This is a genomic window from Kosakonia radicincitans DSM 16656 (genome assembly GCF_000280495.2).
In the GTDB taxonomy this organism is placed as follows: domain Bacteria; phylum Pseudomonadota; class Gammaproteobacteria; order Enterobacterales; family Enterobacteriaceae; genus Kosakonia; species Kosakonia radicincitans.
Genome location: NZ_CP018016.1, coordinates 1,204,251 through 1,216,388, shown reverse-complemented (window position 1 = coordinate 1,216,388; position 12,138 = coordinate 1,204,251). Strand labels below are relative to the sequence as shown.

The following is a 12,138-nucleotide window of genomic DNA, read 5'->3' as shown; positions in this document are numbered from 1 at the left end:
CAGTGATTGCACAAAACTAGAGGTGAAAATTATTCGATGAGGAACACATCGCTCAGTGAGGCTGAACCATCGATACCCAATTGCAGTTCCGCACCGCTGGCGGTGAACGCAACGCTCTGAACTTTTGCAGGCTTCAGCGCTTCAACTTCAGGCGTATTTCCGTCGGCGTTCGTCGCGGAGAAAGAGACGGTGAAGGTGGTATCGCTCAGCGCGCGCGGATCGGCAGGCTGGAAATCGCCCAAATCGTCCAGCGTGTACTGATGAACACCCGCTTTCACGTCCTGCATGGTGGTGGTGTACGCATTACCGGCGGAGTCGGTCAGCGTGACGGTGATTTCATCTGCATCGCTGCCAAGGTTGAGACCCATTTTCTGGTTGCCGCCCTCGGCAGTAGAGACCACTGGATCGCCTTTGATCATGATGTCGCGCCCAACCCAGTCCGCTGAGTTCATCTGCTGCATACCGGCAACCAGCACGCCCATGCTGTCCATGGTGCTGTTAAGCTGTTCGACGCCTGCGGCGGTGTTGAACTGCGCCAACTGCGAGGTCAACTGGTTGTTGTCCATTGGCGATGTCGGATCCTGGTTCTGCATCTGCGCGACCAGCAACGTCATAAAGTTATCCAGCAACTCATTGGCGGTGGAGTTGGTGCTGACACCGCCAGAGCCCGACGACTCAGACGCCGCGCGAGTTTTCGCGGTCGTCGTGGTCTGGTTATTCATTACGGGTGAAACAGACATAACAATCCTTATTGGCCTAAAGTCAGCGTTTTCAGCATTAACGTTTTTGCCGAATTCATAACTTCAACGTTCGCCTGATAACTGCGGGAAGCCGAAATGGTATTCACCATTTCACCGACGACATCGACGTTCGGCATATGTACGTAACCTTTGTCATCCGCTAATGGATTCGCAGGTTCATACACCAGACGATCCGGATTATTAGACTCGGTAATACCGCTAACTTTTACGCCGCCAATATTCTGGCCGACAGCATTATCGACATTAAATACAACCTGTTTGGCGCGGTAAGGTTTACCATCCGGCCCGGCTATACTGTCGGCATTTGCCATATTACTGGCACTTACGTTAAGTCTTTTTGACTGAGCGGACATGGCTGAGCCAGAGATATTGAAAATACTAAACAGCGACATGAGAATGATTAGCCCTGATTAATGACACTCATCATATTTTTAATCTGAGTGCCGAGAATGGTTAAACTCGACTGATATTTCACATTATTATCAGCAAAATTAACGCGTTCACGATCCATATCCACCGTATTACCATCCGCGCTTGGCTGGTCAGGAATACGGTAGAGAAGTTGCCGTTCGTCCATTTTCGGCGCGACGCCAGGAATATGTTTCCCGGACGTTAATGATAATGACAATGGGCCATTATGTTGTGTTTCCTGACGCATCGCATTTTTCAATTGCTTAGAGAAATCAATATCTCGCGCCTGATATCCTGGCGTATCGGCATTCGCAATATTAGAAGCCAGAATATCTTGCCGACGGGACATCAAACTTAATGCCTGCTGCTGGAAACGTAATTCATTATCAAGTTTGTCAAACATGAAACGACTCGCCCTCGTTCGGGAAATGATTATGGGCATAGTCTAAGAGACAAGCAGATAATTCTAAACTTTAAAAACCCGTCAGAAGTAAGCGCATTTGGATACTTCAAAAAAAGAGGATGACAAAAAGATAACGTAGAGATAGCCGACAACATTAATAGCGGGAATTGCCAGCAAAAGTGTCAGCATTTTACTCAGCAATAAAAGACGTACTCCATTACAATCAAATAACTATATCCGACATTTTTTATATTATCACCAGGGCCGTGTTTGTTATGCCTATTTCGTTAAGTAAACTCTCATGCACTTTATTAATGTGCTGGGGGTTATCTCTGTCCCCGGCGCAGGCAGCGACCAGCGAACTGCAAAGCCGAATCGCCAGTCTGTTAGCTGCTAATAATGAAGGGCAAAACCAGCCGACGTTTCATATCGCCATTTTGACGCCCGAAGCGAGACTCGCAAAGCTATGTCCTGAGCCGGATTTGCGCCTTATCGGGAATCCGGCGCGACTGACCGGAAACCGCAGCGTGGCGGCCCGCTGCGGGAATAAGCAGCATTTTATTCAGATAAAGGTAAATGCCACCGGCAAATACTGGGTTGTTGCACGCCCACTCACCGCCGGCCAGGTCATCACCCCGCCGGATATTCGCCCGATGGAGGGTGAACTGGCCAACTTACCCGCTGGTCTGCTGTTCGACGCAGAAAAAATTATCGGCTCCACGCCTACACGAGCGCTGCATCCGGGGCAGCCGCTGGCGGCCAACCAGTTGCGCCATCGCTGGGCGGTACTGGCGACCCAGGAAGTGGATATCGTCGCGCCGGGCGAAGGCTTTATGATCCGCGCCCGGGGGAAAGCGCTGAATAACGGCGGGCTGGACGATCGCGTCCGGGTACAGATGCGTAATGGGCAGATTTTGACTGCCGTTGTGATCGGCGACGAGAGGGTAAGTATGAACATGGACAATTGATTTCAGTTTTATTGCCTGCGTGCCGACTTATGTATTAAAGGCCCACGCAACGCATTAAAACCAGGAACAGTATGAACATAGAACGCACCCGGCAGGCGAAGCCTGTCCAGGCAACCAGCATGCAATCTCAATCTGAGATACGCGACAAAAACGCTCAGGCTTCTCAAGCGCGTAAAGACGCCGCCGGAGAATCCAGCACCCAGGTCAAACTCAGCCAACTGACCCAACAGTTCAAATCGGATACCAGCCGGGATATCGATACCGCACGCGTTGCCGGGATCAAGGCCAAAATGGATGCCGGTGAACTGACCCTCGACAGCGACAAAATCGCCAGCGCGCTGGTGCGCGACATCTTCAATTTCTCGTAATACAGAGTCTGATGTAACGATGGAAAATTTTACCGGTATTTTGCACAACATGGTGAAGCGACTGGACGAACTGGACAGCACGCTCGCCGAAGAGAACCGCCAGCTAAGTCAGGCGCAAATCAATCCGGTCTCGCTCCAGGTGATCTCGGATAACAAGAGCCGGCTGTTAGCGGCGATCAACTTTTATGATGAACAGCGCCGTCAGGAAGAGACGCAGTTGCGGATAGCGCCTCCCTTTATGCGTCATCGCGAACCTGCCGCCCTGTGGGAGCGCATTACCCGCGTGGTGAAAAAGTGTAATGAGCAGAATCAGCAGAGCTATCAACTGCTGGAGATGCACATGAAACGGGTGAGCGACGTGAAGAAGCTGGTCAGCCAGGTGGCCTCTTCGCCGATGTACGGCGCAAGCGGCGGTAGCGGCCAGCAGGATGCAGGCACCATGTACCGCATCTCGGTGTGATGCGCTGTCTCTATAGATGGTACAAACAGCGGGAAAGTGTTTCCAGATATTTCAATCGGTTTGATAACCTTACGACATCGGGTCGCATTAAAGCGCAAAACCGCTTTTTTTGATCCTTTTTTTCCGGTTAAAAATTCTGAGTCAGCATAATTGAGCAACATTAAATAAAAAGGCACGGTAAATAAGTGGATATTCTGTGCCTTTTATCGTTGTTTGCAGAGAGAAGTTGCTTAAAAATAATGTTTACGAGCAGCATAAAAATAGCGAAAATATCCCTGTCGCGAAAATTCTGATACCGCGCCCGCGTATTAGTTTAGTAGTAGTTGCGATTATCCATTCTTATCATGCGATATAAACCACTTCTTTCGACTTGCCACCATTAGGTGGCATTTTTTTGAATATCAATAAGTTACAAAATTAAAATAAAAACCACATTATAAATACAAGTAAATTGAGTGGTATTTATTTAATTTCAAAAGAAGGGAATGAATGACAGGACATATATAAAAAAACAAACACCAAAAGATGCCATTAAGGCACCCATTTGTTTGTCATAGAATATACTTATCAGAACGTGAAGATCGGTTAATTTAATAATTAACAGAACACGTAGCATGTATTTTATGTGCAGAATGTGTTGCCGTCCAGCCTGACTTATGGCAAAAAGAAACAATATAAATCATTGTTTTAAAACAATATAAAAGCAAAATTACACATTACAGCCGCAAAACAGTAGCGGAAAGTATCGCTGAGCAGCGATCTCCCGCCAAATAACCGAATTTAAAAACCACAAGAAAGCTATTCATTGAGATATAACACTAGCGCAGCGCATCTGCGACAACATCTTCCTCTGTATCAGGTTCGTCGGTCCACAGGCGAGTAAAATCCGGCCAGCACTGTGAGTAGCAGCAAATCCCCTGAATTGAAGTCGGCGCCATCAGCCGGTAGCGTTGCAGGAACTGGGGCACTATCAAACCACGGTGAATCATAAAACGCAGCAGGCGCTGAATGCGCTGCTGATACGCTGTCGCAGCCCCGGCATTGATCTTATCCAGCGTGCTGGTTGCGCGCTGCCACTGTTCCGTTCCCCAGAACCAGCGCCAAATCACGCTGTGACGAAAGCGCTCTTCCATTGAAAACTCCGGGTAGTGACCAAAGCGCATAAACGCGAAGCAGATATCCTGCTCTTCCCAGATATTATCCTGCAGCAGCCAATGGGTGACGTTCACCGGCGTCACGTTGAGCCGACACCCGCGATAGCTCAGGCTCTTCTCCAGCGCACCGACCAGCTTCGTCATTTTCGGCGAACGAAAATAGATCAGATTAAGGGTGGCAGGGAGCGTCGTTTCGACGTAACTCTCCTCTTCTTCCCGCATCCACTCCGGCAGCGGGGCGGCATTCTTCTCATTCTTGATAAAGGCCGCGCTAATCGATCGCGTGAGAACGCGGATCGTCTTCTGCTGCTCCGGGCTCAACCGGGCACGCAGCATATTAAAGAAAAGATAGTAAAAGGCATCGGCGCTCTGCTTGCAGGTCACGGCGTCCGGCGTCAGCAGCGAGCGGGGAGTATCCAGATGTACTTCGAACGGCAGCGGCAGGCTGTTCAGCGGTGTATTGAACGTCACTTCCGCGGCCTGCGGTGTTTCGCCGTACCAGTTGGCGGCGCGCGAGAGAACCAGCCGGGTATTGGTGTGCTCACTGACGCGAAACGGCCCCAGCCCGATCGAGCCATTCTCAGGGTGTGGCAAAGCATAAACCGGGTTAGCCAGCCGCCAGGGCAGCATGATATCCGGCTGGCGCAGCGTCAGCGTTAATACATGACCGCGCAGCGTTGCCGACACCACATGCGGCAGACCCGGCCCGCCGACATAGCGTTGCAGTGCAGCCAGCAGTTGTTCCGGTGCAACCGGTTCGCCGTTATGCCACACCAGCCCGCGCCGCAGCATAAAACGCCAGCACAACCCATCGTCACTGACGCGTACCGTATGCGCCAGACCGGGAACCGGCTCGAGCTGTTCTGGCAGGTGGCGCATTAATCCATCGTGCACCATCTGCAAAACATGACGTCCTGCCCTGTCGACATGCACTGAAGGAACCGGCGTCAGCAGCGGGCGATAAAAAGAGATGACGTAACGGTAACCATCTTCAGAAGCCTGCGTTCCAACCGTCGCAGGGGCGTTTTTCGTCTCCGACGCCGGATACTCTCCGGCGATCAAGGTTTCCATCGCCGCCGTTGTCATCCGGCACTGCAAAACGCCCAGCGCGCCGCGTCCCGGCCGGGAACTCCAGGCAAGCCAGCCCTCTTCCTGCATCTCATTCAGTAGCGAGCGCGCATAACGTGACGTGCAGGCCAGGGTTTCAGCAATCTGCGCCAGTGATAATTCGTTAGGATAAGTGCTGTACTTATTAAGCAGACGGTTATATCGACGAAGCAAACCACTTTTTTTGGCGGCGGAATTAAAAATCATTGACTTTTACCATAATGACGCGACACAACCAGAGGGAATCAGTGCTTCTGAAAAGAAACAATTTTAATTATAGCCTATTTTTCACACATTAAGACTATTCTCAATTAAAGCAATGAATAATTGCCATGTTAATTATTCCTAATAGTTAAAATAATGAATTAGAAGAATTTTTTAAAAATAACTTTTAGTGCAAGAAAAGGATTCCAACGCGAGCGAAACACCTTAACGAGCGGTATTACTGACAGCATAGCGTTTTTCTTTTTTGCCGGTTAATTGATTAGGAATTATCACATCATAAATTCCTTACTTATATTTAGCAGTCGTGAAATACACTCAATGAATAAATGAAACCAGGCTACAGCACAACAAGTGAGCAAGTGCGGAGAAAATTTTCTGCCCGGCGAAACTTTTCCCTCTGTAGCGGCGAACTATCTATGAGCGTTAACGTTCTTCACCCTTATGGAGCGCAACATGACCCCGATAAAAAAACTCGTGCTTAGCCTTACTGCCGCTGCCCTGCTCAACATCGCCAATGCCCAGGCCGCCCTGCCCGCCGGAGCACAGGCACCGGATTTTCAACTGCAAGGTGCGCTGGCCGGGAAACCGCTGACCTTCTCCTTACAGCAGGCGCTGAAAAAAGGGCCGGTGGTACTCTACTTCTTCCCGGCGGCGTTTAGTAAAGGCTGTACCATTGAAGCGCATGCCTTTGCCGAAGCCACTGACGATTTCAAAAAGCTCGGCGCCACGGTGATTGGCGTCACCGCCGGGAATACCGATCAAGTGGATGAGTTCTCGAAGCTGGAGTGCCGCGATAAATTCACCGTCACCGCCGATCCGGGAGCCAAAGTGGCCGCCCGCTACGACACGCTGATGCAGATGAATGGCAAAACCCTTTCCGATCGCACCTCGTTTGTCATCGCCCCGGATGGCAAGATCCTGCTGAGCTACACTGACAGAAATCCGGAAACGCATATTCAGAAAACAATGGAAGCGGTGAAACAGTACGCCAGTGCGCATTCCTGACGCGCAGTAACCCTCCAACTTGCAGAGAATCGCTATGTTGACCGCTATGCTCGCCGCCTTCGCAGGCGGCATTATTCTCAACTTTATGCCCTGCGTCTTTCCGATTATCTCGCTGAAAGCGCTGGGCCTAATCCGTCACGTCGGGGGACCGACGCAAACCCGTCAGGAAGGTTTCGGTTTTCTGCTCGGCACCGTGGTGACGATGATGATACTGGCCGGGGTTCTGCTTGCATTACGTGCGGGCGGCACAGCGGTCGGCTGGGGGTTTCAGCTCCAGTCGCCGCTGGTGATCGCCTTTCTGGCGCTGGTGATCCTCGGCGCGGCGCTCAATTTGCTCGGCGTGTTTGAGGTGGGCCTCAGCCTGCAACGCGCCGGAGAGATTGAGGTTGAACGCGGCGCATTTATCCGCGCGGCGCTGACCGGCGCACTGGCGATCATTGTCGCAACCCCTTGCGCTGCGCCGTTTATGGCGGGCGCGATTGGTTATGCGTTAGTGCAGCCGCCCGCCGTTGCGCTGGCGGTATTTTTCGCGCTGGCGCTCGGGTTTGCCGCGCCGTTCAGCCTGATTTCGCTGTTTCCGTCGCTCGGTAAATGGCTGCCGCGCCCCGGCGCATGGATGAATACGCTCAAACGCGGGCTGGCGTTTCCGATGTTCGGCGCTTTCGGCTGGCTGGTGTGGGTTCTGGCGCAGCAGGCGGGCACCACGGCGCTGGCGGCGATTCTTGCTGCATCTGTGGTGGTGAGTTTTGCCGCCTGGCTGTACGGTATGGCGCAACAACGCCGCTTTGCCGGACGCGGTCATAAAGTGTTGTTCGCGACTACCGCCGTGCTGCTGCTTGCCGCCATTGTGCCGCTACCGTCGGTGGTGAAAAGCGGTAGCGCGCTGCCCGCAGCGCACATTGCCGAGGTGAAATGGTCACCGCAAACGGTGGCGGAGAATCGCGGGCATGGCAAAGCCATCTTTGTCAATTTCACCGCCTCGTGGTGCATCACCTGCCAGGTTAATGAGCGTACATCGCTCTCCACTCAGGCAGTGAAAACCGCGCTGGCGCAGACAGGTACACTCTATATGGTGGCCGACTCCACGAAATTTAACGCGGATATTGATGACGCGCTCAACGACCTGGGCCAGGGTAGCCTGCCGCTCTATGTGGTCTACCCTGCAGACGGCAGCGCGCCGAAGATCCTGCCGCAAGTGCTGACGCCCTCGATCGTGGTGAATGCGCTGAATCAGGCGAGCGGGAAAAAAACCTAAAGGCGGATTATGCAAAAAAGTGAGGCAGCGCGTGACGAATGGCCACGCCTGATGGCGCTTGCGCAGGCAGGCGACCAGCAGGCTTACACGCGGCTGCTGAAAGCGCTGGTGCCCGTTATCCGCACGCTTGCCCGCAGGCAGATTGCCGACGAGGTGCTGGTGGATGATGTGATTCAGGATGTGCTGCTCACCGTGCACCGGGTGCGTCATACCTACGATCCCAGCGCCCCTTTCCTGCCGTGGCTGATGGCGATTGCTCATGCCCGCACCGTCGATGCACTGCGCAAACGCGGTCGCCACTGGCAGCGGGAAGTGGAAAGCGAGGACGCATCACTGCTGATTGCCAGCAGCGAGCCATCGCAGGCGCCGGAAGAGCTGTCGGCGCTGCTGAATCAGTTACCGGACCGCCAGCGGCAGGTGATTGAGCATGTTCATCTGCGGGAGATGAGCCTTGCGGAAACCGCGACGCACAATAACCTGACGGTCTCCGCCGTGAAGTCATTGCTGCATCGCGCCCTGAATAATCTTCGTCGGTTGGGAGCACATCATGGCCGATCATGACCTGTTAATTGAGAAGTTAAGCCGCTCCATCGCGCCGGTAAAACGCCCCTGGCAACCTGGCTTGCGCGTGATGGCCTGGCTGGCGACGGCGTTACCGTGCGGTATTGCCGCCAGCTTATTGCTGAACAGAACCCTGACCGACTGGTCGCAGAGCGGCGCGGCGTGGGTTATCGTGCAGTTGCTGTTGACCTTTGTTGCCGGAACGCTGGCGATTCGTAATGCTTTTTTGCTGAGCATTGCCGGGCAGCAGCCGCTTGGCTGGAAGTGGTTTGCGCCGCTGTTTAGCATCTGGTTCGCCAGCACGCTGAGTAATCTGCACCTGCACTACTCGCAGGCTTCTGCTACCAGCGTTGAAGGGCCGAATTGCTATCTGTTTATGCTGGTGGTCAGCGCGCCAATGATGGCGATTGTGATTGGTTATCTGCACCGCACCCGATCGCTGTTCCCGGCGCGGAGCCTGGCAGTGGCGGGCGCGGGCGTGGCCTGTATGGCGCTGACGTTGCTGGCGTTTTGCCATCCGGCGCACCTCAGCGCGCCGGATCTGTTAATGCATTTCGCCGCCATTTTCACCATTATCGCCGGCACCATTGCGCTGGGTTACCGCTGGGTGGCGTTACCCTGGTGAACCGCTTTTCGGGAAGATCCATAGCTGTTCGGCGGGCAGCACCAGGCGGTAATTCTGCTCGCTGCGCGGCTGAGTACCGTAAACGCGCAGCACAAAATCATCCCCCTGCGTGCGGAACAGATATTCCCAGCGGTCGCCAAGATACATGCTGGTAAGCATCGGCAGCTCCAGCGAGTTGTCCTGCGGTTGATCGCTTAACCGCAGGCTTTCCACGCGGATCACTGCCGTCGCTGGTTGGCCCACCTCGACGCCCGGCCCGGCCACGCCCCACAGCGCCCAGCGCGCACCTTCAATACGCGCCTTGCCGTTCACCACCTCGGTAATGTTGCCATGCAGGCGGTTATTGCTGCCCATAAATTCAGCGGTAAACAGCGTTGAGGGCGTGCTGTACATCTCCTGCGGTGTGCCCTGCTGTTCGATAACGCCATTGTTCAGCAGCAGGATGCGATCCGAAATCGCCATCGCTTCATTCTGATCGTGCGTTACCATCAGCGCCGATAAACCGAGTTTGACGATCAGCTCGCGCAGGAATACCCGCGCCTCTTCACGCAGCTTGGCATCGAGGTTTGACAGCGGCTCATCCAGCAAAATAACCGGCGGGTTATAGACCAGCGCCCGGCCAATCGCCACGCGCTGCTGCTGGCCGCCGGAGAGTTGATGCGGGTGGCGTTTGCCCAGCGTTCCCAGCCCGAGTTGATCCAGCACCGTTTGCACCCGCTGAGCGATCTCCGCCGACGCCACTTTACGCAGTTTCAGCGGATACGCCACATTCTCGAATACCGTTTTATGCGGCCACAAGGCGTAAGACTGGAACACCAGCCCCAGATTGCGCTCCTCGGCGGGCACTTCACTGCGCGGATTGCCGTCGTACACCACATTGCTGCCAATGGTGATGCGCCCCTGGCTCGGTTTTTCCAGCCCGGCGACGGCGCGCAGCAGCGTGGTTTTACCGCTTCCGGAAGGGCCAAGCAGCGAAACAACTTCGCCCCGTTTCAGTTGCATGGAGACGCCTTTCAGTACCGGATTGTCGCCATAGGTCAGATGCAGATTATCTACAGCCAGCTCAATCATGTAATTTCACTCCAAAGCGCAGGGCCACGCCAAGACCGATGACCACCAGCAGAATATTGATAAACGACAGGGCAGCAACGATATCGATCGCGCCCGCCGCCCACAGCGACACCAGCATCGAGCCGATGGTTTCCGTTCCGGGAGAAAGCAGGTAAACGCCGGTTGAGTATTCACGCTCAAAAATCAGGAACATCAACAGCCAGGAGCCGATCAAACCGTAGCGCGACAGCGGCACCGTAACGTGACGGGTTACCTGCCCGCGCGACGCACCAGTGCTGCGCGCCGCCTCTTCCAGCTCCGGCCCGACCTGCAACAGCGTGGAGGAGATCAAGCGCAGACCGTACGCCATCCACACCACGGTATAAGCCAGCCAGACGCTGAAGATGGTGGTACGCAACGAACGCAGCCAGACGATCAGGTTGTCGCGCAGCCACTGCGCCACCGGCAGCCCCGAGAGCCAGCCGTTTTTCAGCGACTGATCCAGCCACATCGGCAGGAAAAGGAACACCCATAAGAACGCCAGCCCCGCCAGCAGCCCAGGCACAGCGCGCGGCACCAGCACGCTATAGTCGAGAAAGCGCGTGACATTATCCTGCTTGCGGTGCATCGCAATGCCGACGAACAGATAGCAGACCACCGCCAGCACGCCGCCAATCACGCCAATAGCCATTGAGTTGACGATGGCGCGCAGCAGGTTCGGCTGCTGCCAGATACTGCGAAACGTGGAGAGCGAAAACTCGTCCCACAACGAAACGCCGACGCCCCAGTTGGCAATAAACGCCCGCAGCACCACGCCTATCAATGGCACGCCGATGGTCACGGTGAGCCACGCCACCACCACCATTCCTGCCACCCAGCGCCATTTGCCGAGCGGCAGCGCGCGCGCCTGCGAGGCTTTGCCCTTCATGGTGACGAAACGGTTGGCGGTGCGCATCAACCTGCGCTGCAACATCACCAGCGGAATGGTGATGCAAATCAGCACCACGGCCACCGCCGCCATCAGGTGGTACGACGGCGTACCCAGTTTATTGGTCAACTTATACAGATATGTTGCCAGCACCATGTTGCCTTCGGGATCGCCGAGCACCAGCATCAGGCCGAACACTTCCAGACCGAGGAAAAAGAGCAGCACGCAGGCATACAGAATCGAGGGGCGAACCATCGGCAGGCTGACGGCAGTCATCACCTGAAGTGGCGATGCGCCGACGGTACGCGCCGCCTCTTCAACATCCGAACCGACGCTGCGTAATGCTGACGAAATATAGAGATAAGCGTGCGGCACATGGGTTAAACCGGCAATCACCACAATGCTGAACATCGAGTAGATGTTCCACGGCACAAAACCGATAAGCTCCTCCGCCCAGCGCGAGAAAAAGCCCACTGGCCCGGCGGCAACCACATAGCCAAAGCCGAGTACCATCGGCGAGACGAAAATTGGCACCAGAATCAACGGTTCGATAAAACGGCGGCCCGGCAAATCAGTGCGTACCATCAGAAAGGCGAGAATACCACCGAGTGGAATCGCAATAATCACCAGCCCGAAAGCCAGAATGAAGCCGGATTTCAGCGCCAGATAAAAATCAGGATCGGTAAAAATAAAGGCAAAGGATTCAAGACTGAACTCTTTGCTGCGGGCGAAAAAGGGTGCGGAAAGGAAGCTCTGCACCACAATAAATAACAGCGGGATATAAATAACCAGTGCGGTAATTAATACGGTTACGCCACGCGGCAACCCCTGCCATTTTCTGCGCACGATATTCATAA

General features: G+C 54.3%; 13 protein-coding genes. 7 read left to right on the top strand and 6 right to left on the bottom strand.

All coding sequences use genetic code 11. The features are described 5' to 3' along the window. Positions 1 to 29: 29 nt before the first annotated feature. Genes Y71_RS06090 through flgB form a run of 3 tightly spaced genes read right to left on the bottom strand, consistent with a single transcriptional unit; the run spans position 30 to position 1,575 of the window. Positions 30 to 740 carry a flagellar hook assembly protein FlgD gene (locus Y71_RS06090; protein ID WP_007370623.1) on the bottom strand — a complete coding sequence of 237 codons (711 nt, stop codon included), beginning with the start codon at positions 738 to 740 and terminating at the stop codon, positions 30 to 32. 8 nt (positions 741 to 748) lie between these two features. Then, positions 749 to 1,153: a flagellar basal body rod protein FlgC gene (flgC, locus tag Y71_RS06085; protein WP_007370622.1), complete on the bottom strand. Its 405-nt coding sequence runs from the start codon at positions 1,151 to 1,153 to the stop codon at positions 749 to 751. A gap of 8 nt (positions 1,154 to 1,161) precedes the next feature. Continuing rightward, positions 1,162 to 1,575 carry a flagellar basal body rod protein FlgB gene (gene flgB, locus Y71_RS06080; protein WP_007370621.1) on the bottom strand — a complete coding sequence of 138 codons (414 nt, stop codon included), beginning with the start codon at positions 1,573 to 1,575 and terminating at the stop codon, positions 1,162 to 1,164. Between the two features lie 275 nt (positions 1,576 to 1,850). Here flgB and flgA point away from each other — a divergent pair, with 275 nt between their 5' ends. The 3 genes from flgA to Y71_RS06065 all read left to right on the top strand — a co-directional run bounded on the left by flgA (position 1,851) and on the right by Y71_RS06065 (position 3,371). After that, positions 1,851 to 2,543: a flagellar basal body P-ring formation chaperone FlgA gene (gene flgA, locus Y71_RS06075; protein ID WP_035888261.1), complete on the top strand. Its 693-nt coding sequence runs from the start codon at positions 1,851 to 1,853 to the stop codon at positions 2,541 to 2,543. Positions 2,544 to 2,662: 119 nt separating this feature from the next. Then, the gene (gene flgM / locus Y71_RS06070) at positions 2,663 to 2,911 is read left to right on the top strand and encodes a flagellar biosynthesis anti-sigma factor FlgM (protein ID WP_233218418.1); all 249 of its coding nucleotides are present in this window, start codon (positions 2,663 to 2,665) and stop codon (positions 2,909 to 2,911) included. 19 nt (positions 2,912 to 2,930) lie between these two features. Beyond that, positions 2,931 to 3,371, top strand: coding sequence for a flagella synthesis protein FlgN (locus Y71_RS06065; RefSeq protein ID WP_007370617.1), 441 nt, complete (start codon positions 2,931 to 2,933; stop codon positions 3,369 to 3,371). A gap of 818 nt (positions 3,372 to 4,189) precedes the next feature. Here the strand turns inward: Y71_RS06065 and Y71_RS06060 are convergent. Then, entirely contained in the window at positions 4,190 to 5,839 is a 1,650-nt protein-coding gene (locus tag Y71_RS06060; RefSeq protein ID WP_007370615.1) for an SgrR family transcriptional regulator, read from the bottom strand. Positions 5,840 to 6,310: 471 nt separating this feature from the next. Between Y71_RS06060 and Y71_RS06055 the strand changes: the two genes are divergently transcribed. The 4 genes from Y71_RS06055 to Y71_RS06040 are packed head-to-tail and all read left to right on the top strand — an operon-like array spanning position 6,311 to position 9,303. Next, positions 6,311 to 6,862, top strand: a complete 552-nt coding sequence (locus tag Y71_RS06055; protein WP_007370614.1) for a peroxiredoxin — start codon at positions 6,311 to 6,313, stop codon at positions 6,860 to 6,862. 34 nt (positions 6,863 to 6,896) lie between these two features. Further along, on the top strand, positions 6,897 to 8,117 hold the full coding sequence (locus Y71_RS06050; protein ID WP_007370613.1) for a protein-disulfide reductase DsbD family protein: 1,221 nt from the start codon (positions 6,897 to 6,899) through the stop codon (positions 8,115 to 8,117). Positions 8,118 to 8,126: 9 nt separating this feature from the next. After that, the gene (locus tag Y71_RS06045) at positions 8,127 to 8,678 is read left to right on the top strand and encodes a sigma-70 family RNA polymerase sigma factor (RefSeq protein WP_007370612.1); all 552 of its coding nucleotides are present in this window, start codon (positions 8,127 to 8,129) and stop codon (positions 8,676 to 8,678) included. Then, positions 8,665 to 9,303 carry a DUF1109 domain-containing protein gene (locus Y71_RS06040; protein WP_007370611.1) on the top strand — a complete coding sequence of 213 codons (639 nt, stop codon included), beginning with the start codon at positions 8,665 to 8,667 and terminating at the stop codon, positions 9,301 to 9,303. Before Y71_RS06045 ends, Y71_RS06040 begins: the two co-directional genes overlap by 14 nt. Here the strand turns inward: Y71_RS06040 and Y71_RS06035 are convergent. Further along, positions 9,292 to 10,374, bottom strand: a complete 1,083-nt coding sequence (locus tag Y71_RS06035) for an ABC transporter ATP-binding protein (protein WP_007370610.1) — start codon at positions 10,372 to 10,374, stop codon at positions 9,292 to 9,294. The genes Y71_RS06040 and Y71_RS06035 overlap by 12 nt on opposite strands. Next, positions 10,367 to 12,136, bottom strand: coding sequence for an ABC transporter permease (locus Y71_RS06030; RefSeq protein WP_007370609.1), 1,770 nt, complete (start codon positions 12,134 to 12,136; stop codon positions 10,367 to 10,369). The genes Y71_RS06035 and Y71_RS06030 overlap by 8 nt, the downstream gene beginning before the upstream one ends. Positions 12,137 to 12,138: the final 2 nt, after the last annotated feature.